The sequence below is a fragment of the Stenotrophomonas sp. YJH_SMC_65 genome (assembly GCF_059369475.1).
Map to the genome: position 1 here is coordinate 268,573 of NZ_JCAFSR010000003.1, position 26,748 is coordinate 295,320.

General features: G+C 67.7%; 17 protein-coding genes and 1 pseudogene. 14 read left to right on the forward strand and 4 right to left on the reverse strand.

The features are described 5' to 3' along the window. Positions 1–7 precede the first annotated feature (7 nt). From gspD to pncB, 4 genes are all read left to right on the forward strand, one after another. On the forward strand, positions 8–2,215 hold the full coding sequence (gene gspD, locus AC5P7A_RS07195) for a type II secretion system secretin GspD (protein ID WP_049404733.1): 2,208 nt from the start codon (positions 8–10) through the stop codon (positions 2,213–2,215). A gap of 606 nt (positions 2,216–2,821) precedes the next feature. Then, a complete protein-coding gene (locus tag AC5P7A_RS07200) occupies positions 2,822–3,673 on the forward strand; it encodes a glycosyltransferase family 2 protein (protein WP_346601527.1) in 852 nt (283 codons plus the stop codon). Continuing rightward, positions 3,670–4,509, forward strand: a complete 840-nt coding sequence (locus tag AC5P7A_RS07205; protein ID WP_014645900.1) for a glycosyltransferase family 2 protein — start codon at positions 3,670–3,672, stop codon at positions 4,507–4,509. The genes AC5P7A_RS07200 and AC5P7A_RS07205 overlap by 4 nt, the downstream gene beginning before the upstream one ends. A 101-nt stretch (positions 4,510–4,610) precedes the next feature. Further along, complete coding sequence (pncB, locus tag AC5P7A_RS07210) at positions 4,611–5,792, forward strand: nicotinate phosphoribosyltransferase (RefSeq protein WP_014645901.1); 1,182 nt, start codon at positions 4,611–4,613, stop codon at positions 5,790–5,792. A 16-nt stretch (positions 5,793–5,808) separates the two neighbouring features. On the opposite strand, the gene AC5P7A_RS07215 is transcribed toward pncB, so the two are convergent. Further along, positions 5,809–6,174: a hypothetical protein gene (locus tag AC5P7A_RS07215; RefSeq protein ID WP_014645902.1), complete on the reverse strand. Its 366-nt coding sequence runs from the start codon at positions 6,172–6,174 to the stop codon at positions 5,809–5,811. Positions 6,175–6,633: 459 nt separating this feature from the next. Here AC5P7A_RS07215 and AC5P7A_RS07220 point away from each other — a divergent pair, with 459 nt between their 5' ends. From AC5P7A_RS07220 to AC5P7A_RS07255, 8 genes and pseudogenes are all read left to right on the forward strand, one after another. Then, positions 6,634–7,173 (forward strand): fimbrial protein, encoded by a 540-nt coding sequence (locus AC5P7A_RS07220; RefSeq protein WP_014645903.1) that lies wholly within the window; start codon positions 6,634–6,636, stop codon positions 7,171–7,173. Between the two features lie 85 nt (positions 7,174–7,258). Further along, the gene (locus AC5P7A_RS07225) at positions 7,259–7,987 is read left to right on the forward strand and encodes a fimbrial biogenesis chaperone (RefSeq protein WP_014645904.1); all 729 of its coding nucleotides are present in this window, start codon (positions 7,259–7,261) and stop codon (positions 7,985–7,987) included. Between the two features lie 92 nt (positions 7,988–8,079). After that, entirely contained in the window at positions 8,080–10,644 is a 2,565-nt protein-coding gene (locus tag AC5P7A_RS07230; protein WP_495220025.1) for a fimbria/pilus outer membrane usher protein, read from the forward strand. Next, positions 10,635–11,672 (forward strand): fimbrial protein, encoded by a 1,038-nt coding sequence (locus tag AC5P7A_RS07235; RefSeq protein WP_049442171.1) that lies wholly within the window; start codon positions 10,635–10,637, stop codon positions 11,670–11,672. The genes AC5P7A_RS07230 and AC5P7A_RS07235 overlap by 10 nt, the downstream gene beginning before the upstream one ends. Positions 11,673–11,938: 266 nt before the next feature. Next, positions 11,939–13,122, forward strand: a pseudogene (gene wecB / locus AC5P7A_RS07240) (non-hydrolyzing UDP-N-acetylglucosamine 2-epimerase). Beyond that, entirely contained in the window at positions 13,119–15,320 is a 2,202-nt protein-coding gene (locus AC5P7A_RS07245; protein WP_495219993.1) for a hypothetical protein, read from the forward strand. Before wecB ends, AC5P7A_RS07245 begins: the two are co-directional and overlap by 4 nt. A gap of 6 nt (positions 15,321–15,326) precedes the next feature. Next, complete coding sequence (locus AC5P7A_RS07250; protein ID WP_197606345.1) at positions 15,327–17,474, forward strand: glycosyl transferase family protein; 2,148 nt, start codon at positions 15,327–15,329, stop codon at positions 17,472–17,474. After that, positions 17,471–20,305: an NfrA family protein gene (locus AC5P7A_RS07255; protein ID WP_495219994.1), complete on the forward strand. Its 2,835-nt coding sequence runs from the start codon at positions 17,471–17,473 to the stop codon at positions 20,303–20,305. Before AC5P7A_RS07250 ends, AC5P7A_RS07255 begins: the two co-directional genes overlap by 4 nt. On the opposite strand, the gene AC5P7A_RS07260 is transcribed toward AC5P7A_RS07255, so the two are convergent. The 3 genes from AC5P7A_RS07260 to ettA form a co-directional block, all read right to left on the reverse strand. Next, the gene (locus tag AC5P7A_RS07260; RefSeq protein WP_495219995.1) at positions 20,299–21,303 is read right to left on the reverse strand and encodes a DUF4434 domain-containing protein; all 1,005 of its coding nucleotides are present in this window, start codon (positions 21,301–21,303) and stop codon (positions 20,299–20,301) included. The genes AC5P7A_RS07255 and AC5P7A_RS07260 overlap by 7 nt on opposite strands. A 139-nt stretch (positions 21,304–21,442) precedes the next feature. Continuing rightward, entirely contained in the window at positions 21,443–22,759 is a 1,317-nt protein-coding gene (locus tag AC5P7A_RS07265; RefSeq protein WP_032962452.1) for an NCS2 family permease, read from the reverse strand. A 92-nt stretch (positions 22,760–22,851) separates the two neighbouring features. Further along, positions 22,852–24,516 (reverse strand): energy-dependent translational throttle protein EttA, encoded by a 1,665-nt coding sequence (gene ettA, locus AC5P7A_RS07270; protein WP_005415249.1) that lies wholly within the window; start codon positions 24,514–24,516, stop codon positions 22,852–22,854. A 254-nt stretch (positions 24,517–24,770) separates the two neighbouring features. On the opposite strand from ettA, the gene AC5P7A_RS07275 reads away from it, so the two are divergent. Further along, positions 24,771–25,241 carry an RcnB family protein gene (locus tag AC5P7A_RS07275; protein ID WP_049408719.1) on the forward strand — a complete coding sequence of 157 codons (471 nt, stop codon included), beginning with the start codon at positions 24,771–24,773 and terminating at the stop codon, positions 25,239–25,241. 188 nt (positions 25,242–25,429) lie between these two features. Next, the gene (glyA, locus tag AC5P7A_RS07280; RefSeq protein WP_014645914.1) at positions 25,430–26,683 is read left to right on the forward strand and encodes a serine hydroxymethyltransferase; all 1,254 of its coding nucleotides are present in this window, start codon (positions 25,430–25,432) and stop codon (positions 26,681–26,683) included. Positions 26,684–26,748: the final 65 nt, after the last annotated feature.

Consider the following 26,748-nt stretch of genomic DNA (forward strand, 5'->3'; position numbering starts at 1 on the left):
TGAATGCATGAACCTGCGTTTTCTTCCCTGGTCCTTTGCCCTCGCGCTGCTGGTCGGCTGCAGTACGGTGTCCGCGCCGCACGTGCAGCGCAACGGCAATCTGTCGCCCAGCGCCGACGCCGGCCAGGCGGCCGATGTCGCTGCCGATGCCGCCCGTGAAAGCCAGGGGGCACCGCAGGCGGTGATCCGCCGCGGCACCGGCACCATGATCAACCGCGAGGCCGCGCGTGCGCCGGCACCGGCGCTGCACGGTGCCAGTACCGGCGAGGCGACCTTCAACTTCGAAGGCGAATCGCTGCATGCGGTGGTCAAGGCCATCCTTGGTGACATGCTTGGCCAGAACTACGTGATCGCGCCAGGCGTGCAGGGCACGGTCACCCTGGCCACGCCCAAGCCGGTATCGCCGGCGCAGGCACTGAACCTGCTGGAGATGGTGCTGGGCTGGAACAACGCGCGGATGGTCTACAGCGGTGGGCGCTACAACATCGTCGCCGCCGACCAGGCGCTGGCCGGCACGGTCGCGCCAAGCACGGCACCCGCGGCCAGCGCGCGCGGCTTCGAAGTCCGCGTGGTCCCGCTGCAGTTCATCTCCGCCACCGAAATGAAGAAGGTGCTGGAGCCGTACGCGCGCCCCAACGCCATCGTCAACGTGGACAGTGGCCGCAACGTGATCACCCTGGGGGGTACCCGCGCGGAACTGGAAAACTACCTGCGCACCGTCGAGATCTTCGACGTCGACTGGTTGTCGGGCATGTCGGTGGGCGTGTTCCCGATCCAGTCGGGCAAGGCCGAGCAGGTCGCGGCCGACCTGGAAAAGGTGTTCGGCGAAGAGAGCAAGACGCCCAGCGCCGGCATGTTCCGTTTCCTGCCGCTGGAGAATGCCAACGCCGTGTTGGTGATCACGCCGCAGGTGCGCTACCTGGACCAGATCCAGCAGTGGCTGGATCGCATCGACACCGCTGGTGGCAGCGCCCGCCTGTTCTCCTACGAGCTGCGCTACATCAAGGCGCGCGACCTGGCCGAGCGCCTCAGCGAGGCCTTCGCCAGCAGTGGCAACCGCGGCGGCTCCAGCCCGGCCTCGCTGGCACCGGGCGCCATTCCGTCGCAGCTGGGCGGCGACGGCGACCGTGGCATGGACAACAGCAGCAGCAACCTGGGTTCGACGCTGGGCGGAACCAGTGGTAGTGGCAGTGGCAGCAGCAATGGCAGCCTGAACCTGCCGCAGCGCCAGCCCGGCAACGTCAGTGTCAGCCTGGAAGTGGAGGGCGACCGCGTCGGCGTGTCGGCGGTGGAGGAAACCAACACCCTGCTGGTGCGCTCGACGCCGCAGGCGTGGCGCTCGATCCGCGAGGTGATCGAGAAGCTGGACGTGATGCCGCTGCAGGTACACATCGAAGCCCAGGTGGCCGAGGTCTCGCTGGATGGCGACCTGAAGTACGGCGTGAACTGGTTCTTTGACAATGCCGTGGCCGGGCGTGCCCTGACGGGCGCATTGGGCGGCGTGACCCTGCCGGCGGCAGCGGGTGGCTCGTGGAGCAGCTTCGCCGGTGCCGCAACGGGCGGCGAAGGCCTGGGCTGGGCATTCACCGGCCACAATGGCGCGGCGGTGGTAAGTGCGCTGGACAAGGTCACGGATGTACGCCTGCTGCAGACGCCTTCGGTGTTCGTGCGCAACAACGCCGAGGCCACGCTCAACGTGGGCGACAAGGTGCCGATCAACACCACCACGGTGAACACCGGCGTGGGCACCAGCACCTACAGCTCGGTGCAGTACATCGACACCGGCGTGATCCTGAAGGTGCGTCCGCGCGTGACCCGCGATGGCACGGTGTTCCTGGATATCGTGCAGGAAGTGAGCAGCGCCTCGAACGTGCCCGACAACTGCAATCCGACCGAGCGCAACTGCAACCCGCGAATTTCCACAAAGAAGCTGTCGACCGAAGCGGCGGTGCAGAGCGGCGACACCATCATGCTGGCTGGCCTGATCACGGATTCGGGCACCGATGGCAGCAGCGGCATTCCCGGCCTGAGCCGTATTCCGGTAGTTGGCGCGCTGTTCGGGCAGAAGAGCCGCTCCAGCCGCCGTTCCGAGGTGATCGTGCTGCTGACCCCGAGCATCGTGCGCAACAGCCTGGAATCGCGCAACCTGACCGACGAGTACAGCAAGCGCTTCCGCGCGATGGAGCCGCTGAACCAGCCGCGCGCGAAGAAGTAAGGGGTTACGGCCGGGCGGCGCCCGGCACCCGCCGAGGCCGGAGCAACGGCAACGGCCAAAGCGAAAGCAACAGCAACAGCAACAGCGGGTTTACTGAGGGAGGGTGGGTCGGCGTGGGGTGGCAGGACACGCCGTAAACCCGTCCCTGGGGGCTCGATGGCGCCATCCATGGCGCCAACGGTCCTGCCACCCCACGCCGACCCACCTCTGACAGACTCCCGCGGCTGTTGGTAGGTGTCGACCTTGGTCGACACGATCCACGCCATGCGTGGATGACTGTCTGTCAGATTTCGAAATCAGAAAATGGGGTCAGATCCGTTTTCCTCTGGAAAACGGATCTGACCCCAGGCTTTGCCGACAGATCGCAGAAATCTGTCGAAGGCGGGGTGGGTCCGGTTGCGGGGGCGTGAGCCGCATGGATGCGGAGACCGAGCTTACATGGACGTACTTGCAGCGTCCCCCGCAACCGGACCCACCCCGCCATCCCCCAGGAACCCGCTCTGGCTGTTGCTTCGGCTTCGGCTCCAGCCTCCGCGGGTGCCGGGTGCAACCCGGCCGATACCCTCCCGGTGCTACGCTGTGGCCACCGACAACCACGGAGGCGGGATGGGGGCGATCGTGTTGTTGCCGCTGTGCGTGGACGATGCCGCACTCGACCGCTGCCTGGCCGCGCTGGATGCCGGCACGGCGCCAGGGACCGCGGTCTGGTTGGCCGATGACGCACAGACCGGGCCACGCGCGCAGGCGGTGGTGGAACACTGGCTGGCGCATACGCCGCTGCAGGCCGAGTACACCCGGCGCGCGCGGCCACTGGGCGAAGTCGCCCATCTGGACGAGATGCTGCGCGCCTGCGATGGCCTGGACGTGGCCGTGCTGGCGCCGGACAGCGTGCCATCACCCGGCTGGTTGCAGCAGTTGCAGGATGCCTTCGCCCGCGATGCCGCGATCGCCACCGCAACCCCCTGGTGCAATGCCGGCGAGACCGCCGCGTGGCCACGGCTGGGCGAGATCAATGCCGAGCCGCAGGACCCGGTCCTGCTGGCGCACACCTGCGCGACGCTGCCGACGCTGCACCCGGAGCTGCCATCGGCGGTCACCCACGCGGTGCTGGTGCGCGGCAACGCGCGCCGTCGCGCCGGCGGCCTGGACGTGGACAGCTACGCTGGCTGGAACGCGGCACTGGTCGACCTCAGCCTGCGCATGGCCGGCCTTGGCTGGCGCAACGTGCTGTGCGAGACCGCCTTCGTCAGCCGGGCAGGGGAGGCGGTCAGCCGCGATGGCGATCTGGAGGCCCTGGCCGCGCGCTGGCCGGCCTGGGTACCGCGGCTGGCCGATTTCCTGATGCACGACCCGCTGCACGGGCTGCGCGCCGACCTGCAGCAGCGCATGCGGCAGGCGATAATGCCGAAGGAACAGGGCGACCTGTTCGTCCCGTCAGTGCCGGAGCCACCCGTTTGAATGTTGCCATCGCCGCCATCGTCGTCACTTACCAGAGTGGGAGCACCATCGATGCCTGCCTCTCGCGCCTGCGCCAGGCGCAGGATGTGGCCGAGATCCGGGTGATCGACAATGGTTCGCTGGATGGCACCCTGGACATCGTGCAGCGGCATGCCAGCCACGATCCACGCGTGCGCTTCGTCGGCAACCCGGACAATCCCGGCTTCGCCGCCGCCAACAACCAGGGCGTGGCCGACTCGCACAGCCCGTGGCTGGCCTTCATCAACCCGGACCTGATGGTCGAGCCGGACACGCTGGCCGAACTGCGCTCCCGCGCCGAAGCGCTGGGCGACTGCCTGCTGGGCGTTGAACAGGTGGACGAGCATGGCCATGCCGACGAGGCGGTGCGCCGCCGCGACCCGGATTTCCTGAGGATGCTGCGTTCGCCCGGCAAGGGCTCGAAGCTGGCGGTTCCGCGTGAGCCGCACCAGGCACTGCAGCGGGTGCCGGCACTATCCGGCGCACTGCTGATGATGCCGCGCGCGCTGTTCGACCGTATCGGTGGCTGGGACGCGGGCTATCGCCTGCACGCCGAGGACCTGGACCTGTGCCGGCGCGCGCGCGAAGCCGGCGCGGTGGTAGCGATCGCCAACGACCTGCAGGTTACCCATGTGCGCGGTGTCTCCAGCCGCTCGCGGCCGTTCTTCGTGGAATGGCACAAGCACAGGGGGCTGTGGCGCTACTTCCAGAAGTTCGAGGCCAGGCAGCGTTCGCTGCCGGTGCGCGCGGCGGTATGGGCTGCGATCTGGGCGCATGCGCTGATGCTGGTGCCGCGCCTGCTGCGCAGGTCGTTGTAGAGCCGAGCCCACGCTCGGCTGCATGGAAAGGGTCATCCACGCATGGTGTGGCTCCACTCGCCGCGCCCACGGTTCACTCCGCCGGGCGCATAATCCGCCCCATGCCTATCATCCAGTCCCTGCTCGACACCGACCTGTACAAGTTCACCATGATGCAGGCGGTGCTCCACCAGCACCCCGGCGCCCAGGTGCAGTACCGGTTCAAGTGCCGCACCCCCGGCATCGACCTGGCAAGCTACATCGCCCAGATCGATGAGGAAATCGACCACCTGTGCAGCCTGCGTTTCAGCGACGCGGAACTGGACTACATGCGTGGCCTGCGCTTCGTGAAGCCGGACTTCGCCGATTTCCTCGGCCTGTTCCATCTGGACCGCAAGTACATCCAGCTGCGTGCGTCGACGGCCGTGCCCGGCGAGATCGAGCTGGACATCACCGGCCCGTGGCTGCACACCATCCTGTTCGAAGTGCCGCTGCTGGCGATCATCAACGAAGTCTGGTTCCGCAACACCACCACGGCCGACTTCGCCGAAGGCGAGCGCCGCCTGCAGGCCAAGGCCGCGCTGCTGCGCGATACCCCCGGTTTCGAGCACTGCCGCATCGCCGACTACGGCAGCCGCCGCCGCTACTCGCGTGACTGGCATGCCCGCCTGCTGCCGCTGCTGCGCGACGCGCTCGGCCCGCAGCTGGTCGGTACCAGCAACGTCCACTTCGCGCGCCTGTATGGCATGACCCCGCACGGCACCATGGCCCACGAGTACCTGCAGGCGTTCCAGGCGCTCGGCCCGCGCCTGCGTGATTCGCAGGTGGCAGCACTGGAATCGTGGGCGCGCGAGTACCGTGGCGATCTTGGCATCGCGCTGTCCGACGTGGTCGGCCTGGACGCGTTCCTGCGCGACTTCGACATGTATTTCTGCAAGCTGTTCGACGGTGTGCGCCATGACTCCGGCGATCCGTTCGACTGGGGCGACCGCATGCTGGCGCATTTCCAGCAGCGCCGGGTCGATCCGCGCAGCAAGGTGCTGGTGTTCAGCGATGGGCTCGACATCGCCAAGGTGATGCGGCTGTACGACTACTTCCGCGGTCGCTGCCAGGTCGCGTTCGGCGTTGGCACCCACCTGACCAATGACCTGGGCCCGACGCCGCTCAACATCGTCATCAAGATGGTCCGCTGCAACGGCCAGCCGGTGGCCAAGCTCAGCGATTCGCCGGGCAAGAGCATGTGCGACGACCCGGGTTACCTGGCCTACCTGCGCCAGGTGTTCGAATTGCCACAGCCGGAGTAATACCGGCCTGCAGGGCTTACAGGTAGTCGACGACCACCAGGTAGGCGCCCTGCAGCGGCTGCTGCTTCGAAGCCTGCACGCTGTAGCGCTCGGAGAAGGCGATATCGCCGGCGCGCATCGCGCTGGCCGACACCGACAGCTTCTGGCCCTGGCGCTTGCCGTCACGCAGCGTCGCCGCCTGGCCATCGGCCAGTGCCGTCACGGCCACCGTCGAACCCTTGGCCGACGGCGGGCAGGCCGCCAGGCTCAGCTCACCCTGGGACAGGTTCGTCGTGCAGCCCGGCTCGGCGATACGGCCGCTGAAACGGATGCTGCCGCTGCTGGCCTGGGCCAGCGCACTGACGGACATCAGGGCCACGCACAGCAGAATGGAGTTCCTCATGACACGTTCTCTGGTTCGGTGTGTCCTAGTTAGCGACAGGATCGATCAACCTTTAATAGGACGATTCCGAATCTGCTAGGGCCATCACCAAGAAAGAGTGATGCGCATCAAAGAAGCCAAATTCCCCCTGAAAAATGCCTGTTTCCGCGCGTGCCGAACGCGTCGCGCAATGCGACATCCCCAGTCGTTTGTAGCGTGACCGGGCCCCGCGTCAAATCCCCCGCACCCCGAGGCTGTGATTTCGCCTAGCACGTCACATTTAATGCGTCAATGAATTGGCGTTCAGAAAAATAATGAGACTTTCATCACAGTTGTGCCTATACTTGCGTCACGGATTCAGGGAGAGGTATGTCCGAGTCCGGCCACAGGTGAGACGCAAGGATGGGTCTTGTTAGCCCGGCAGTGCTCCTTGCTTCCTCCTCTACTTCTCATCTCTTCAGTAGGGTTAGGTAAAAGCGAATGCACAAGATGAACCTCATTGCCGCTCTGATGCTGGCCGCCGCTCCGCTGGCCGCCAACGCCGCCGACGGCACCATCACCTTCAATGGCAAGGTGACCGACAAGACCTGCACCATCTCGACCCCGGGCGGCAAGGACTTCGCCGTGACCCTGCCGACCGTGTCCAAGAACACCCTGGCCACCGCCGGTGCCGTTGCGGGCCGTACCCCGTTCGCCATCAACCTGACCAAGTGCAGCGCCGGCAACGTCGCCACCTACTTCGAGCCGGGTTCGACCGTCGACTTCAACAGCGGCCGCCTGGTCAACCAGGCCTCGGCCAACGCTGCCACCAACGTGCAGCTGCAGCTGCTGGGCTCGAACAACCAGTTCCTGCCGATCAAGGCTGCCGGCGCTGGCCTGGCGCAGACCAACTCGCAGTGGGTCACCGTCGGCACCGACGGCTCGGCCGATCTGAACTACTACGCTGAGTACTACGCCACTGCCGCCGCCACCCCGGGCGACGTCACCAGCAGCGTCAAGTACACGATCATCTACAACTGATCGTCGTCGTACCCGCACTGGCCGGCGTACGCGCCGGCCAGTGCTTCGCGGCCCCTGGCCACACCCCTCGAGCGTAGTACTTCCGATGAAAGCAATCTTTCCCCGGGCGCTGCTGCTGGCAGCGTTCACGCTGCCCTTCTGCCAGAACGCTCTGGCCGGCGTGGTGGTCAACGGCACGCGAGTGATCTATCCGGCGCAGGCGCGCGAAGTGACCGTGCAGGTCGACAACGTGGGCGATTCGCCGGCGCTGGTCCAGGCCTGGATCGACAGCGGCGACGCCAACCAGACCGCCGACAACAGCGACGCCCCGTTTGTATTGACGCCGCCGATCGCGCGTGTCGAGCCGGGCCGCAGCCAGGCGCTGCGCGTGATCTTCTCCGGTGCGCAGCTGCCGACCGATCGTGAGTCGGTGTTCTGGCTCAACGTGCTGGATGTGCCGCCGTCGCCCGACAACGCCGACAGCGGCGACCAGAATTACCTGCAGGTCGCGTTCCGTTCGCGCCTGAAACTGTTCTACCGGCCGCAGGGCCTGAAGGGCGTCGCCAACGACGCGCCGGCAGCGTTGCGCTGGACCCGCACGGGCGATCGCCTGCGGGTGGAAAACCCCAGCCCCTTCCACGTCACGCTGGCCGAAGTGCATGCCGTGACCGGCAGCAGCGAGAAGACCGTCGAGGACAAGGGCGCCATGGTCGCGCCGAAGCAGAGCCTGGAGTTCACCGCACCGGCGGGCTCCGACCAGGTGCGCTTCATCACCATCAACGATTACGGCGGTCGGGTGGAGCACACGGTCCGCCTCGGCAGTACCGGGGGCTGAACGCGCCGCGCCGGCCATGGGCCTGCGCATCCCGCCACCGCCGCCGTGCGGCGAATTGAAGGAATGTCAGTGTGATCGGAAACAGATTGACATTGTCGATCCACCAGGCGATCTGCCTGCTGGTTGCTGGCGTGGCCTGCCCAGGATGGGCGCTGGCTGCGCCGGCCAATCTCGGCGAACAGGCGCTGATGGCGCAGAGCGGTGCGGCCAATGCGCGTGCACCCGAGTCGGCCCAGTTCAACTCCAGCTTCCTCTCCGGCCAGGCCAAGCAGGTCGACCTGGCCTCCTTCACCAATGGCAACCCGATGGTGGCTGGCACCTACCGTGTCGACGTCTACGTCAACGGTGGCTGGCAGGGCCGTCGCGATCTGCAGTTCAAGGCCGATGAGCAGGGCCGCGTCGACGCCTGCCTGCCGCTGCCGATGCTGGAAGAAATGGGTGTGGACAGCGAGGCCGTGCTGCTGCAGCAGGACCCGACGCTGCCGACCGACACGAACAGCTGCGTGCCGGTACAGCGGCGCATGGCCAATGCCTATGGCATCTATGACAGCGGCAACCTGCGCTACGACCTCAGCATCCCGCAGGTGTTCCTGCGCCGCGAGGCGCGCGGCTACGTCAATCCGTCGCTGTGGGACCGCGGCATCAACGCTGGCTTCGTCGGCTACAGCTTCAACGCCATCGACAGCGACAGCCGTGTTGAAGGGGGGCAGCGCAATCGCAGCGCCTACCTCGGCCTCAACGCCGGCCTGAACCTGGGAGGCTGGCAGTTCCGCCACGATTCCAACCTGACCTGGTCCGAAGGCAACGGCCGCCACTGGCAGAGCATTGCCACCTATGCGCAGCGCGGCATCCCGCAGGTGCGCGGCATGCTCACCATTGGTGAGGCCTACACCACGGGCGAGCTGTTCGATTCGATCGGCTACCGGGGTGCCAGCCTGGCCAGCGACGACCGCATGCTGCCCGATTCGCTGCGCGGTTACGCGCCGGTCGTGCGCGGTATTGCCGAAACCAACGCGCGCATCGAAGTGCGCCAGAACCAGCAGCTGATCTACTCCTCCACCGTATCGCCGGGCAGCTTCGTCATCGACGACCTGTACCCGACCGGCTACGGCGGCGACCTGGAAGTGAGCGTGATCGAGGCCGACGGCCGCCACCGCGAATTCAAGGTGCCGTTCGGTTCTGTGCCGCAGATGCTGCGCGAAGGCGTGTCGCGCTACTCGCTGACCGCCGGCCAGGTGCGCAACAAGCTGCTGGCCGATGAGCCGTGGCTGGTGCAGGGTACCTACCAGCGTGGCATCGGCAACCAGTTGACCCTGTACGGCGGCAGCGCGCTGAGCGAAGGCTACCTGTCGCTGCTGTACGGTGTCGGCCTGTCCACGCGCATCGGTGCCTTCGCTGCCGACGTCACCCATGCACGGACCTCGTTCGACCACTACGGCAGCCATACCGGCGCCAGTGTGCGGCTGAGCTACAGCAACATGATCGGCGAGACCGGGACCAACCTGACCCTGGCCGCCTACCGCTACTCCACTGAAGGCTTCTACAGCCTGCAGGACGCGCTGTATGGCCGTGATTCGGACAAGCGCGGCATCGATCCGACCACCCGTGGCCGTCAGCGCAGCCAGTTCCAGGTAACGCTGAACCAGCCGCTGGGCCGACGTGGCGGTGCGCTGTACGTGACCGGCTCGGTGCGTGACTTTTACGACCGTTCCGGCACCTCCAAGCAGTACCAGGTGGGCTACAACAACGCCTGGCGCTCGGTGAACTACGGCTTCTCGGCGCTGCGCACCGAAGAAGGCGTGCTCGGCCGTTCCGATACCCAGTACCTGCTGTCGATGAGCGTGCCGCTGGGCCGGGGCACCCACCCGGTGTCGTTCAGCGCCGACCTTGGCGCGCGCGACCGCGGTGGCTACGACAACAGCCGCGTCGGCATCACCGGTTCGGCCGGCGTCGACAACAACTTCAGCTACGGCGTGGCCCTGTCCGATTCCCGCGAGGGCGGCACCACCGCGGTCGGCAATGCGGAGTACCGCAGCCGCTACTCCGCGTTGAACGCCACCTACAGCCACTCGCGTGATTTCCGCCAGGCGTCGGTCGGTGCCAACGGCAGTGTGGTCGTGCATCCGGGCGGCTTCACCTTCACCCCGCAGCGCGGCGACACCATGGTGCTGGTCGAAGCGCCGGGCGCGCGCGATGCGATCGTCAGCAACGCGCCGGGCCTGCGCGTCGATGGCCGCGGCTACGCCGTGGTGCCGTACGTGTCGCCGTACCGCCTCAACACCGTCACCCTCGATCCGCAGGGCATGGCCCACGACGTCGAACTGGAAAGCACCAGCCAGTCCATCGCGCCGTTCGCCGGTGCCATCAGCTACCTGCGCTTCGACACCCGCAAGGGCAACGCGCTGCTGATCCAGGTGCGCAACGCCGATGGCCGCAGCATGCCGTTCGGTGCGCAGGTCAAGGACGAACAGGGCCAGCCGGTCGGCATGGTCAGCCAGGGCGGCCGCCTGTACGTGCGCAGCGAGAAGAACCAGGGCCAGTTGCAGGTCGAGTGGGGCGCCGGTGCCGACCAGCGCTGCACCATTGATTACCAGGTACCGGCGGGCGCCGATGCGTCCAAGACCGGCTTCATCCCGCTGGAGGCAGCATGCCGATGATTTCTTCCCGTGGCCGCAAGGCGCTGGCCGCGCTGGCCGTACTGGGCGGCGTGCTGCTGGCGCAGCAGGCCAGCGCCGCCTGCCGCATCCAGAACAGCTGGTTCATCGCCCAGGACGTGACCATGGACATGGGCCAGATCGTGATCCTGCCCAGCACCCCGGTCGGCGGTGTGATCAAGGAAATCAGTGAACCGATCACCCAGCAGAACAGCGTTGCCCGCTGCGATTCCTGGACCGGCGGTCGTTCGATCGGTGAGTACGTCAACGCAGCGCAGAAGCGCCCCGTGGCCGGCTTCTCGAACGTCTATGAAACCGATGTGGCAGGCGTCGGCATCCGCCTGTACCGCGATTCGGGTGCGATCCAGACCTACTACCCGCACTCGATCAACTTCGGTGGCGGTTCCGTGGTCAGCCTCATCGGTGGCCAGTTCCGCATCCAGCTGATCAAGACCGCTGCGCAGACCGGTTCGGGCGTGATCGCGCCGAACGGCCGCTTCACCAACTACTACTTCGACGGCGATGGCCCCGGGCGCCCGGTACTGACCTCGACGTTCAAGGGCTCGGGCACCACCGTGGTCAGCCCGACCTGTGAAGTGCAGGCCGGCAGCCGCAACATTGCCGTCGATTTCGGCAGTGTGCCCAACACCACCTTCACTGGTGTCGGCTCCAAGGCCGTTGATCGCGACTTCGAGATCCGCCTGAACTGCCAGGGCAGCAACGTTGCCGCCTACCAGAGCAAGATCGGCATCCGCCTCGATGCCGACCAGGACAGCTCGAACATGCCGGGCGTGCTGAAGCTGAGCGCGGCCAGCAACAGTGCCACCCGCATCGGCATCCAGATGGTCCAGCGCGATGGCAGCACCGAGCGTGAAGTGCGCTTTGGCCAGACCATCAGCGTTGGCACCACCGCGCCGGGTACCAGCGTCATGGCGCTGCCGCTGCGCGCGCGCTACGTGCAGACCCAGGCCGGTACGGTGGGCGCGGGTGTCGCAAACGGCCAGGCCACGTTCACCATCCAGTACGAGTAAGGCCGCCCCGGCGGCTGCCCCTGCTGCGCTCCGCCGCAACGTCGCCCGGCTCACGGGCGGCGTTGACTGCGTCTTGATCCTGCAACGATGAAGATCGATGCCACGACGCGCATACAGACGCCTTAGTGTGATGTATGTCGCGAATTTGGAGTTTCCTCATGAGGTGACCGTCTCCTGCCTGCGGGTGCTGGACGGCAACGCCGAAAGGATCCAGACGTGGCTACTGCTGCTTGCCCCCTTCCGCGCCGGCTTTCGGGAGCGCTCCGGTGAAGGTCCTGTCGGTGTTCGGCACGCGACCGGAAGCCATCAAGATGGGGCCGCTGGTGCGCGCCCTGGCACACGCTGCGGATATCGAATCGGTGGTCTGCATCACCGGGCAGCACCGGGCGATGCTCGACCAGGTGATGGCGCTGTTCGAGATCACCGCCGACCATGACCTCGATGTCATGGTGCCCAACCAGACCCTCAATGGCCTGTGTTCCAGGCTGTTCGAACGGCTTGACGCGCTCTACACGCAGGCCCGCCCCGACTACGTGCTGGTGCATGGCGATACCACCACGGCGATGACCGCGGCCCTGGCCGCGTTCCATCACCTCATCCCGATCGGCCATGTCGAGGCCGGCCTGCGCACCGGCGACATCCACCGGCCGTGGCCGGAGGAGATGAACCGGCGGGTGATCGATGTGGTCGGCCATCAGTTGTATGCACCCACTCCCGGCTCGCGCGCCAACCTGGCCCGTGAGCACCTGGGCGGGCAGATCCTGGTCACCGGCAACACCGTCATCGATGCCCTGCAGCAGACCGTGCAGCGGCTGGATGCCGATCCGGCACTGCGTGCGCAGGCCGACCAACCCTTCCATATGCTCGACCCCGGCCGCCGGCTGCTGCTGGTCACCGGCCATCGCCGCGAGAGTTTCGGCCAGGGCTTCGAGGACATCTGCCGTGCGCTGGCCGAGCTGGCACGGCGGCCGGACCTGCAGGTGCTGTACCCGGTGCACCTCAACCCGAACGTGCAGGGCCCGGTCAATGCCCACCTCGGCAACCTCGACAACGTGCACCTGGTGCCGCCGCAGGATTACCTGCGCTTCGTGCGCCTGATGCAGCGCGCCGACGTCATCCTCACCGACTCCGGTGGCGTGCAGGAAGAAGCCCCGGCGCTGGCCAAACCGGTGCTGGTGATGCGCGATGTCACCGAACGGCCGGAGGCGGTCGAAGCCGGTGTGGTCACGCTGGTCGGCACCACGCCCTCGCGCATCGTCGATGCGGTCAACGCGGTGTTGGCACGCCCCCCGCAGCCGGCCCGCTTCGACCCCGATGCCAGCCCGTACGGGGATGGCCGCGCCAGCGCCCGCATCGTCGCCGCCCTGCGCGGTGCGCCCCTTCCCGAATTCTCGCCCGGCGTCCGCAGCAGCGGCGCCGTCCACCCCATCCACGCGAAGTGACGCCATGACCCAGACCGGCCGCTCTTCCCTGTTTGCATCCGCCGCTGCGTTCGTCCTGTCGGGCGTGGTTGGCAGTGCCCATGCCGCCGACAGCGTCGCCGGCCAGTTCACCGAATGGAGCAGCGACAGCACGGTGAACCGGCAGATGACCCTGCGCGAACTCGGTTTCCGCCAGCCACTGGTGCTGAGCGGGCAGGAGAGCCAGCGCGAGGTCTACCTGCCGGTGCCGGCCGGTGTGGCCACCCGCGACGCGCAGCTGCAGCTGGATGGGCGCTACGTGCGCGGCCACGCCGGGCGCACCTCGGGCCTGTGGTCGGTCGATGGCGACCCGATCGCGGCGCGTTCGATCACCGATGCCCAGGGCGATGCCAGCCAGCTGCTGGCCATCGATGGCGAACCCCGCCAGAGCGGCTTCGTACGGGTCGGCGTCGGCTGGTGGTCGATCGTGTCCGATTACCAGTGCGCCGACCAGAGCGCGCCGGCCAATGTGCTGCGGCTGTCGCCGGACTCGCGTTTCAGCTACCGCTTCGACGGCCGCGCCGTGGATACCGTTGCCAAGGCGTGGGGGGCGCTGCCACCGCGGGTGCGCCTGCTGGTGGATGGCAAGGCGCTGCAGGCAACGGCCTACGATGCGGCCTGGCGCATCGGTACCGCGTTGCAGGCCGGGGGCAAACAGGTGCAGGTGGTGGCCCTGCCCAAGGTCGGTGACAGCGTTGACCTGGCCGGTATCAGCATCCCGGCCAGCCTGCAGGGCGTGCCGGCCTACGCCGCGCTGGCCACGGGTGAGCGCGCGCATGCGATCAGGGATCTGGCCGAAGTCGGCGCGCTGCTGTCATTGCGCGACAGCGGGCCGTTGGCCGCCGATGTGATGATCGGCAGCGATGCACTGCGCGCCGGCGTGCGTGCGGCGCTGGATGCGCTGGCCGTACAGGTCGGCGCGGCAGGGGCCGATGCGGGCACCGCGTTCGCCGCGTGGCGCGGTACCGACATGGGCGGCCTGGAAGAGCCCGCCGCCAACGCGTCGGTCAGCGTGGTGGCCGTGGCCGGGCGTCCGACGCTGGTGGTCGACCCGGCGGCGGCGGGCAAGGTCGCCGGGCTGCTCGCCGAGCAGTGGCGCAGCTATGCACTGGGCCGCAGCCTGCAGGTCAGCGCAGCGGGCACGCCCAGACTGGACGGTGACCAGGTACTGCTGAGCCGGCTCGGCAACATCGCTGGCACCATGGATGTGGTGACCCGCGCCGACCGCAGCGCCAGCTTCGACCTCGGCGCACTGTCGGCCGATGGCCGCCTGCCCGAGCAGGTGGTGATCGATGTCTCGGCGGCCCCCAACGCGGCCGGGCAGGGCGCGGTCGCCACGATCTACCTCAACGATTACCTGCTGGGTGGCAAGGTGCTGTCGGCCAACGGCCAGCCGCAACGGCTGGTGGCCAAGGTGCCGGCCTACGCGCTGTCGGCACGCAACCAGATCCGTGTCAGCTTCCTGCGCCAGCCGGCGCGTCCCTACTGCCACGATCCGGCCACGGGCTATCCGGTCTCGATCCTGCCCAGCAGCCACCTGACCCTGGCCAAGCGTTCGCTGGGCAGTGACTTCGTGGGTGCCAGCAGCCAGCTGTCGCGCGGCAACCAGGTGTTCGTGCCCGGCACCTGGCTGCAGGATGCGCCGGCCTCGCTGGGCAAGGTCATCGCGGTGACCAGCGCAGTGGGCGCATCGCCGGAGGCATCGGAACTGAAGGTGGTCGAAGCCGGTGCCGTGGTCAGCCCGGGCGCGCCGTGGCTGGCGTTCGGCGTGGCGCCATCCGGTGTCGATGTGGCCGGCCTGAAGGATGGCCACCTGCTGATCGGCGGCAAGCCGCAACCGCTGTTGGATGTGAGCGGGCTGGATCGTGCCGCGGTGGTGCAGGTGGGGTCGTCCGGTGGCCAGCTGGGCGTTGTTTACAGCGACCTCGGTGCGCAGTCACCGCCGTTCGGCGCCCCATTCCGTTTGCTGCGGGGCGATCTCGCCGTGCTCGACGGCAGTGATGCCGTGCGCGAATTCGACCGCCAGGATCCCTACGGCACGCGTATCGCGCAGGACGGCAACCCGCAATCGAAGTGGGAACGGCACATGGTCTGGCTGCTGCTGCTGGTCGGCGTGATCGTGTTCGCGCTGCTGGCCGCCCGCGTCACCCAGGTGCGTCGCCGCAAGTCCGCCAACACAGGGCACTGATCCACCGTGGACGGTCTGTTCTGGAACATCCAGCTGGCCAACTACTACGCCGCCCTGGAAACCACGGCGGCTGCGGTGGCCGTGCTGATCCTGATCTCCAGCCTCGATGACCTGTTCATCGATGTCTGGTACTGGGTACGCGAGAGCTGGCGCGCGCTCACGATCAAGCGCCGCGATGCCTACCGGCCGCTGACCCAGGACGACCTGCTGCAGCGCCCGCAGCAGCCGCTGGCGATCATGGTGCCGGCGTGGATGGAGTACGACGTCATCGCGCAGATGGTGGAGAACATGATCAACGTGCTCGATTACCGCGAGTACGTCGTGTTCGTCGGCACCTATCCCAACGACCAGCAGACCATCGATGAGGTCGAGCGCATGCGTCGCCGCTACAAGCGCCTGCGCCGCGTGGAAGTGCCGCACGACGGGCCGACCAGCAAGGCCGACTGCCTGAACTGGCTGATCCTGGCGATCTTCGACTACGAGAAGCGCCACGACATCGAGTTCGCCGGGGTGATCCTGCACGATAGCGAGGACGTGCTGCATCCGATGGAACTGCGCTTCTACAACTACCTGCTGCCGCGCAAGGACATGATCCAGCTGCCGGTCACCTCGCTGGACCGCGAGTGGTATGAGCTGGTTGCCGGTGTCTACATGGACGAATTCGCCGAATGGCACGCCAAGGATCTGGTCGTGCGTGAAAGTGTTTCCGGCATGGTGCCATCGGCGGGCGTCGGTACCTGCTTCTCGCGGCGCGCGCTGCTGGCGCTGAGCGCGCAGACCGGCAACCAGCCCTTCAACACCGACAGCCTCACCGAGGACTATGACGTCGGTGCGCGGTTGGCGGCGATGGGCATGCAGTCGATCTTCGCCCGCTTCCCGGTGCAGTTCCGCGTGCGTCGCCCGTCCTGGTTCGGCTGGGGGCCGGTGCGCGAGCGCACCCAGCAGATGGCGCTGTGCGTGCGCGAGTACTTCCCCGACAACTTCCGTGCCTCGTACCGGCAGAAGGCGCGCTGGGTGCTGGGCATCGGCCTGCAGAGCTGGGAGTCGCTGGGCTGGCGTGGCTCGCTGGCCACCAAGTACCTGCTGGCGCGCGACCGCAAGGGCATCATCACCTCGTTCGTCAGCATCATTGCCTACCTCATCTTCCTGCAGCTGCTGCTGTTCTGGCTGCTGAAGATGTCCGGGGTGTGGACGATGCAGTTTCCCAGCGTGTTCCAGGCCGGTACCTGGCAGATGAACGTCGCGCTGCTGACCACCGCAGCGCTGGCCACCCGCGTCGTGCAGCGCTTCTACTTCGTCAACCGGCTGTACGGCTGGGAGCATGCCTTGATGTCGATCCCGCGGATGGTGGTCGGCAACATGATCAATTTCATGGCCACCGCGCGTGCGTGGAAGGTGTTCCTGGCTTACCTGCTGTTCGGCAAGCGCATGGTCTGGGACAAGACCATGCACGACTTCCCGGATGCGGCGCAGCTGGTGCAGACGCGCAAGCAGCTCGGCGAGCTGTTGACCACCTGGCAGGCGGTGGAGCCGGAGCGCCTGCAGCAGGCGCTGGACCAGCAGCACGCCGGCCGGCAGCAGCCACTGGGCCGCATCCTGCTCACCCAGGGGTGGCTGGATGATGAAACGCTGGCCGAGGCGATCGCCTTCCAGGGCGACCTGCCTCGTGCGGTGATCGACGTGGACTACCTGCGCGCCTGCCACTTCCCGGTCAGTGCCGATGCCTGCGTGCAATGGCGCATGTTGCCGCTGCCACCGCGCCAGCAGGGCACCCTGCGGCTGGCCGTGGCCAGCCCATTGCCCGAAGAAGCGTTGGCGCTGCTGAAGCAGGAAACCCGCAGCGAGCACATCGAACAGAGCATTGCCCGCGAAAGCGAAATCAACGCAGGCCTGCGCCTGATCGGCGGCGACCGGCACTGGCAGCTGGACAACGTGCCCCTGCTGGGCGACCTGCTGGTGGAGATGCGCCTGATCGACCACGCGCGCTTCGAGATCGCATTGGACGCGTACAAGCCGCAGCGCGACGGCCGCATCGGCGATTACCTGGTCAAGCAGGGCATCACCACCGAAGACGCCGTGGCCCAGGCCATGCAGGAACAGCGCCGGCGTGCGGCCGCGCTGCAGTCGCCGCCTCCCGGAGCCTTGCCGGCATGAAGACCACGCTGCTGTCCTCCGTCATTGCCGTGGCACTGGCCACGGCGGCCGCGCCGGTGCTGGCCCAGGCCGATGCAGCACTGCCGTTGTCCGGTGCGGCCTACCGCGTCGCCGAGCAGGCGTTTGCCGCCTATGAGCGCGGTGACTACCCGGCGGCTTACCGGCAGTCCACCGAAGCGATCCGGCTGCGCCCGGACGTGGTGCGGCTGCGCCTGTTGCAGATCTATGCGCTGCAGAAACTGGGGCGGGGTGCCGAGGCCCAGCAGCAGGCACGTCGTGCACTGGATGCGGGGTTGAAGGATCCGGCGTTGCCGGCGCTGGCCGCTGCCACCGCTGCGCGCAGCACGCCCCCGGATGCCAGGAGCGGGCGTGCACCCTCCCCACCGCGCGTGGCTGGCAGCGGCGCAGACCGCGCCAGGCAGCAGGCCTACGCGCTGGCCACCGAGGCCTACGCCGCCTATGACGCCGGGCGGATGGGAGAGGCAGCCAGCAAGGCCGAGCAGGCCTTCCGGCAGCAGCCAACGCAGGGCGCCTGGGCGATGCTGTGGGTGGCCGCGCTGGAGGCACAGCAGCAGCCCGAACAGGCCGACGCCGCCATTGCCACCGCGCTGCAGCTGGGCGCGCCGAATGTCGAGGCATTGCGCGCACAGCGCGTGGCGCTGGATCGACAGCGCGCGCTGCTGCAGGCCCAGCAGGCGTACCGGTCGCTGTCCACGCAGGATGATGCGGCGGCCGTTGCGCAGGCACGTGCCGCTGTCGAGCTGGCACCGGAGGTGGCGACGTACCGGTTGCTGCTGATTACCGCGCAGCTGCAGCAGGGGCAGCTGGCCGACGCCGAGCGCAGTGCCGACCAGGCGTTGCAGGCCGACGGCCAGGATCTCAATGCGCGGGTGATGCGCGGCTACCTGCGCCAGCGCCAGGGCAACAGCCTGCTCGCCAACGAGGACTTCGACGCCGCGCTTGCCATGCCGGGCTCAGCGACGCAGCAGCGCAACGTGCGCCTGCTGGCGGTGGATGCGGCCCTGGCCGCTGGGGATCGCGCACGTGCGGCTGCACTGCTGGCGCCGCTGCGCGCGGCATTGCCAGCAGATGCCAGCGATGCACGCGCGCAGCAGCTGCTGCAGCAGGGCATCGAGCAGCGCGCCAAGGCGGTCCGTTCCAGTCGCGAGCGTCCGCGTTTGAGCGCGCAGACCTATCCGGCGCCGTTCCAGCACTGCCAGTCTGGCGACAGCGGCAACCGTTGCGAGTTGATGCCGGCCGACCTGCAGGGCGACGGTGGTGCCGCACAGCGTGCCTACGCGGCCTACGCGCGCCGGGACTATGCCGAGGCCATCGGCGAGGCGCGGCAGGCCGTGCAGCTCGCACCGGACGACGCGAGCCTGCAGGGGCTGCTGACCACCACGCTGGCGGCAGGCAACCGCAGGCAGCAGGACGAAGCACGGCAGCGCCTGGATGCGGCGCTGGCACAGCGCCCTGACGATGCGGAGGCGCTGATGCAGCGCGGCTACCTCAACCAGAAGGCGCACGAGCCGGCGCGCGCACTGGCCGACTTCCGTGCCGCCGAGGCCACCGGCAGGGCACCAAAGGGCGTGGTGCTTGACCAGGCCTACGCCAGCGCGGCCAACGGCGATCACCCGCAGGCGGTGACCCTGCTGCGGACGGCCATTGATCGTGCCGATGCCGGTGAGCTGCCACTGGATGCGCACCAGCGCCACAACGTGCGCAATGCCATCGCCAACTATTCGCGCGAGTGGGGCGTGATCGCCTCGGCCGGCTTCCGTGGCGCGCGCCAGGCGGCGACCAATGTCGGCGGCGCGGCGATCAGTACGCCGGGTGATTCGGTGTTCAGCACGCTTGAAGCGTTCTGGCGCCCGCCGGCTTTCAATGACCAGCACGGCACGCTGGAGCTTTACGCGCGGCTGCTCAACACCCTGTACGACGAGGGTGGCACCTACGAGTCGATCCGCGCCGTGGACCCGTGCACCGGCGAATCGACGCCCGATGCACGCGCGCGCGCCGAACGGCTCAGCCGCTCGCGTTCCACCACCGGCTGGCCGTCCACCATAGCCTCGTTCGGCCTGCGCTACGCCTTCGGCCAGACCGGCCTGAGCGCCGGCATCGAGCGTCGCCAGTTCCTCGGCAGCGCCACCCGCACGGGCGATGTCTACCCCGCTTCGGCGGCCGTGCAATGCAGCCTGCAGCTGGCCCGCAACCCGCCACTGGAAGCCAGCACACTGGCCCGCTACCGCCTGGCCAGCGGTTCCGGTGGCTGGATGTCCTACCTGACCTACGGCTATTACCACGGCACCGACCTGCGCACCGACGTGAATCAGTGGTGGATGGTCAGTGGCTACGCGCAGGGCGGTTACACGTGGGATGACAACAGCGCGCATTTCACCCTCGACGCACTCGATGCCAATGGCACGCCGGTGCGCCGGGTGGGCGATGCCAACGGGCGCCTGCATCGCGAACAGTGGTTCGCTGCCGGTGAACTGCGTGCCGGCCGCAGCTTCCGCTTTGGTGCCGGGCAGACCCACTGGGTGGTCACGCCGTATGTGGTGGTGGGGGCGGACTGGCTGGACCAGCGCTCGCGCGTGCGCGACATCCGCTACCCGCTGTTCCCGGCGCAGTCGTTCGCACTCAACGATACGCGGCGTAGCTGGTCACTCGGCGCAGGGCCGGGCGTGGGCGTGCGCTACTGGTTCCGCGAAGACCACTACAACACGCCGCGTTCCTACCTGGACCTGACCGTGCAGTACCGCTTCGCGATCGGCGGCGGTGATACGCAGCGCGCCAAGGGCCTGTTCGCCACCGCCATCCTCTCCTACTGAGGCAGGCCCCAACGTCGTCGCAGCGCCGCGGCCTGCGGCGTGTCCTGGGTCAGCCACGGCTCCAGTGCATAGACCAGCACGTGCTGCGCACCGCTGTCGTGCGCCCACGCCAGCTGCCGCTGGATGCGCGCGGCATCTGCGGTTTCGCCCTTGAACGCGCTGCCGTCGACGGGGCTGCCGGGCAGTTCGCGGAACAGTTCGACGATCGCATCGAACCCGATGCCCTGTGCCCGGAAATGGCCGAGCAGCGGTTGCAGCTGCTGCACGTTGCCGGCGCCGGCCACCCCCACGCCGTCCTGCACCATCGGCCGCAGCGCGGCCCGTGCCAGCACCGCCTGCCACAGCGCGACCAGGTCGCCGTCGGTCTGCAGGCGGCTGAAGTAGCAGGAGATCGCACAGTCACCGCCGCGCGCGCTGGCGGCCTGCGCCAGCCCGTGCAGCCACTGCGCCAGCCATTGCTGGCGGGCCGGATCGGCCCAGTGGAACTGCTCCAGTTCGTAGGGCAGGTACCAGCCGCCGAAGGCGGGCTGCTGCGCCCACGGCGCCTGTGCCAACCAGCTGCGCGCGTGCGCCAGGCTGTCGGCCAGGAACGCCTGCAGCGTGGCGTCGTCGGCGCCGATGGCCTGCCACCAGCGTTGCTGGAAGGGCAGGCCAACGCGGATGCGGATGTCGTTCTCGCTGGCCGCGGTGAACAGCTGCTGCAGGTTGCTGTCCGGCAGCGACCAGTCGCCATCGCTGCCACCGACGATGCCGGTCCACTGCAGCACCAGCTGCCGGCAGCCCAGCGCGTGGGCAAGCTTCAACGAACGTTGCCAGTCGGCCGGGCCCCACTGCAGATGGCTGCGCCAGGGCTGCAGGAAGGTGCCATCCACCTGCACCGGCAGCGAACAGCCGGGCAGGGTGGCGAGCGTAGCGGCCAACGGCGCCAGCACTGCCGCGCGCAGCAACCGGCGGCGCAACGGCGAAGACGGATCCGTGGGAAGGTCGGGCCGAACCATGGCCGCATCATCCCAGAGCACCGTGGGTGGGAGGTGAACCCCGCGCCGGGTGGTGCCGGCCGCTGGCCGGCATCGTGCCCCGGGTGGCAGGTGAATCACCATCCGGTAGTGCCGGCCGCTGGCCGGCATCGCGCCCCGATTATTCCAACGCGTAGCGCAGCGCGAACAGCACCGCCACCAGCCACACCGCCGGATGCACTTCGCGCCAGCGGCCGGTGCCGGCCTTCAGCGCCGCATACGCGATGAAGCCAAACGCCAGGCCATTCGCGATGGAGTAGGTGAACGGCATCGCCAGGGCACACAGTGCGGCCGGCACCGATTCGGTCAGGTCGCTCCAGTCCACGTCCACCAGCTCGCGCAGCATCAGGCCGGCCACGAACAGCAGCGCCGGTGCGGTGGCATAGCCGGGCACCATCGCCGCCAGCGGCGAGAACAGCAGTGCGGCCAGGAACAGTGCCGACACCACCAGTGCAGTCAGGCCGGTGCGGCCGCCCACCTGCACGCCCGAGGCGCTTTCAGCGAACGCGGTAGTGCTGCTGGTGCCCAGCAGCGAACCGGCCACGATCGCCGTGCTGTCGGCCAGCAGGGCGCGGCCGAAACGCTTCTGCGCGCCCGGCAGCTTCAGCAGTCCGGCGCGACCGACCACGCCATACAGGGTGCCGGTGGCATCGAACACTTCCACCAGCACGAACACCAGCACCACCTGCAGCAACACGGCGATCGGCGCGCCACCGTTGTGGTGCAGCAGGCCCGGCAGGTCCAGCTGCAGGAAGGTCGGCGCCAGGCTCGGCGGCAGCGAGACCAGGCCCTGGTATTGCACGTCGCCCAATGCCCAGCCCGCGCCGGTCACCGCCAGGATCCCGATCAGGATCGCGCCACGGATACGGCGCGCTTCCAGCACCGCGATCAGCAGGAAGCCGGCCAGTGCCAGCAGCGGCGGCGCCGTATTCAACGGGCCCAGCGCTACCAGCGTGTCTTCATTGCCGACGATCACGCCGGACTTCTGCAGCGCGATGATCGCCAGGAACAGGCCGATGCCGGCCACGATCGCCGAGCGCAGCGACGAAGGAATGCCCGACACCAGCCACGCCCGCACACCGGTCAGCGACAGCACCAGGAACACCAGGCCGGAGATGAATACCGCGCCCAGTGCCTGCTGCCACGGCAGGCCGGCGGCACCGACCACGGTGAAGGCGAAGAACGCGTTCAGGCCCATGCCCGGTGCCATGCCGACCGGGAAGTTGGCCGCCAGCGCCATCACCGCCGAACCCAGCGCAGCGGCCAGGCAGGTGGCCACGAACACCGCACCCGCATCCATGCCGGTGGTGCCGAGGATTTCCGGGTTGACGAAGACGATGTAGGACATCGTCAGGAAGGTGGTGACACCGGCCAGCAGCTCGGTGCGCACGGTGGTGCCGTGCTGCTGCAGCTGGAACAGGCGTTCGAACAGGGACATGGGGCGTCTCGCAACAATAAGGTGTCACGACCAACGGTCGTGACCTACCCGAATGCAGAACGGCCGCGCAGAGCGCGGCCGTTCTTCCTTTCTTACTTCAGCGCCTTGAAGCGCAGGCGCTTCGGCGCGGCATCGTCGCCCATGCGACGCTTCTTGTCTTCCTCGTACTCGCGGTAGTTGCCCTGGAAGAACTCCACGTGCGAGTCGCCTTCGAAAGCGATGATGTGCGTGGCGATGCGGTCCAGGAACCAGCGGTCGTGCGAGATCACGAAGGTGTTGCCCGGGAACTCCAGCAGCGCGTCTTCCAGCGCACGCAGCGTTTCGATGTCCAGGTCGTTGGACGGTTCGTCGAGCAGCAGCACGTTGCCGCCCTGCAGCAGGGTCTTGGCCATGTGCAGGCGGCCACGCTCACCACCGGACAGCGAGCCGACCATCTTCTGCTGGTCCTGGCCCTTGAAGTTGAAGCGGCCGATGTAGGCGCGCGACTGGATCTCGATGCCGTTGATGTTGAGGATGTCCAGGCCACCGGCGATTTCCTGGAAGACGTTGTGGTTGCCTTCCAGCTTGTCGCGGCTCTGGTCCACGTAGGACAGCTGCACGGTCGGGCCGATCACGATCTCGCCCGAATCCGGCTTCTCCTGGCCGGTGATCATCTTGAACAGCGTCGACTTGCCGGCGCCGTTCGGGCCGATGATGCCGACGATCGCGCCCGGCGGAATCAGCATCGACAGGTTGTCGATCAGCAGGCGGTCGCCGAACTTCTTGGAGACGTTCTTGAACTCCATCACCATGTTGCCCAGGCGCTCGCCCGGCGGGATGAAGATTTCGTTGGTCTCGTTGCGCTTCTGGTAATCCTGCGACTGCAGCTCTTCCAGGCGGGCCAGACGGGCCTTGCCCTTGGAGCGGCCGCCCTTGGCGTTCTGGCGCGACCACTCCAGTTCCTTCTGGATCGCCTTCTGGCGGGCCTTTTCCTGGTTCTCTTCCTGCTTCAGGCGCTCATCCTTCTGCACCAGCCATTCGGTGTAGTTGCCCTTCCACGGAATGCCGCGGCCGCGGTCCAGTTCCAGGATCCACTCGGCGGCGTTGTCCAGGAAGTAGCGATCGTGGGTGACGGCCACCACGGTGCCGGTATAGCGCGCCAGGAACTGTTCCAGCCATTCCACCGACTCGGCGTCGAGGTGGTTGGTCGGTTCGTCGAGCAGCAGCATGTCCGGCTTCTGCAGCAGCAGGCGGCACAGTGCGACGCGGCGCTTTTCACCGCCGGACAGGTTGGCGATCTTGGCATCCCACGGCGGCAGGCGCAGCGCATCGGCAGCCACGTCCAGCTGGTTTTCCAGGGTATGCGCGTCGCCAGCGGCCAGGATCGCCTCCAGGCGCTCCTGTTCCTTGGCCAGCGCGTCGAAGTCGGCGCCTTCCTCGGCGTAGGCGGCGTACACCGCCTCCAGCGCGGCCTGGGCCTGCAGCACTTCGCCCACGCCTTCCTCGACCGACTCGCGCACGGTCTTGTTCGGGTCCAGTTCCGGTTCCTGCGCCAGGTAACCGACCTTGATGCCGGGCTGCGGGCGGGCTTCACCCTCGAAATCGGTGTCCACGCCGGCCATGATCTTCAGCACGGTGGACTTGCCGGCGCCGTTCAGGCCCAGCAGGCCGATCTTCGCGCCCGGGAAGAAGGACAGGGAAATGTCCTTGATGATCTGCCGCTTGGGCGGGACCACCTTGGACACGCGGTTCATGGTGTAGATGTATTGCGAGGACATGCGGTCTCCGTAGGCGCGGCCCTGCGCCCGACCCGTCACGGGAACATCCCGTTGCGGCAGCGGGCACAGACTGGAATGGAATACCGCCAATTATAGCCGGAACCGGTTCCGGCCCGCGCCCGGCCGGAGCCGTGCAGGCTGGCCGTGGCCTGAATACTCCGTCACAGTCCTGCAGCGGGAAGCGTTTCCAGCCGGAAACGGTTCAGATCGGTTGCGCAATATGGGCTCACCACCCACCCAAGCAGAGGTCTGACATGCGCATCAATCGAGTAATGGCCGGCGCCGTGGCCTCTGTGCTGGCGCTGGGCGCCGTGACCCCGGCCTTCGCCGACAACGACCATCGCCGCGACCACGACCGCCGCGAGTGGCGCGAGGATCGCCGTGAGTGGCGCCAGGACCGCCGCGACTGGGAGCGCGACCGCCGCGAGGCCCGGCGCGACTGGGAACGCGACCGCCGCGACTGGCACCGTGACCATGATCGCTACTACCGCCCTGCACCGCCGCGCGTGGTCTATCGCCCGGCCTATGGCCCGGGCTATGGCTGGAAGGTCGGCCACCGCTACCGCGACTACTACCGCGGCCCGGTCTACGTGGTGAACGACTACCCGCGCTACAACCTGCGCCGCCCGCCGTACGGCCATCAGTGGATACGGGATGATCGCGGCAACATGCTGCTGGTGGCCATCGCCACCGGTGTGATCGCCCAGTACGTGCTCAGTCGCTGAGGATCGCGGCCGGGGTCGGATCCCTTTCCAACGGAAAGGGCTCTGACCCCACAACTATCGATCGAAACCATACGGGGCCGGATTCCTTCGGGGATGCCGGCCCCGTCCGTTTCGGCCCCAGCGGGCCAGTGCGGAGCTACAATCGAGGGCTGAGCCGTACCCCTTTTCCCTGCCTGCTGGAGTACCCGATGTTCCCGCGTGACGTCCGCATCGAATCCTACGATCCCGAACTGGCCAAGGCCATCGCCGCTGAGACCCAGCGCCAGGAAGACCACGTCGAGCTGATCGCCAGCGAGAACTACACCAGCCCGGCGGTGATGGAAGCCCAGGGCAGCCAGCTGACCAACAAGTACGCCGAAGGCTACCCGGGCAAGCGCTACTACGGTGGCTGCGAATACGTGGACATCGCCGAGCAGCTGGCGATCGACCGCCTGAAGCAGCTGTTCGATGCGGACTATGCCAACGTGCAGCCGCACAGCGGTTCGCAGGCCAACCAGGCCGTGTACTTCGCCCTGCTGCAGCCGGGTGACACCATCCTCGGCATGAGCCTGGCCCACGGTGGCCACCTCACCCACGGCGCCAAGGTCAATGCCTCGGGCAAGCTGTTCAACGCCGTGCAGTACGGCGTCAACGACCAGGGCCTGATCGACTATGACGAAGTCGAGCGCCTGGCCCTGGAGCACAAGCCGAAGATGGTCGTGGCCGGCTTCTCGGCCTACTCGCAGGTGATCGACTGGGCACGCTTCCGCGCCATCGCCGACAAGGTCGGCGCCTACCTGTTCGTCGACATGGCCCACGTCGCCGGCCTGGTCGCCGCAGGCGTCTACCCGAGCCCGCTGGAACACGCCCACGTGGTCACCTCGACCACCCACAAGACCCTGCGCGGCCCGCGCGGCGGCATCATCATCGCCAAGGGCGCCGACGAAGACCTGGTCAAGAAGCTGCAGTCGATCGTGTTCCCGGGCATCCAGGGCGGTCCGCTGATGCACGTCATCGCCGGCAAGGCCGTGGCCTTCAAGGAAGCGCTGGAGCCGGGCTTCAAGGCCTACCAGCAGCAGGTGGTGAAGAACGCCCAGGCGATGGCCAATACGCTGATCGCGCGTGGCTACAAGATCGTCTCCGGCGGCACCCAGAACCACCTGATGCTGGTGGACATGATCGGCAAGGACGTGTCCGGCAAGGACGCGGAAGCCGCGCTGGGCAAGGCCCACATCACCGTCAACAAGAACTCGGTGCCGAACGACCCGCGTTCGCCGTTCGTGACCTCGGGCCTGCGCCTGGGTACGCCGGCGGTGACCACCCGTGGCTACGTCGAACAGGACTGCGTGGATCTGGCCAACTGGATCGCCGACGTGCTCGACGCACCGAACGATGACGCGGTCATCGCCCGCGTGCGCGACGCCGTCAGCGCGCAGTGCCGCAAGTACCCGGTCTACGGCTGATCGGAGAGTGGGGGCAGAGCCCTTTCCTGGCGGAAAGGGATCCGACCCCGCCTTCCGGATCGACG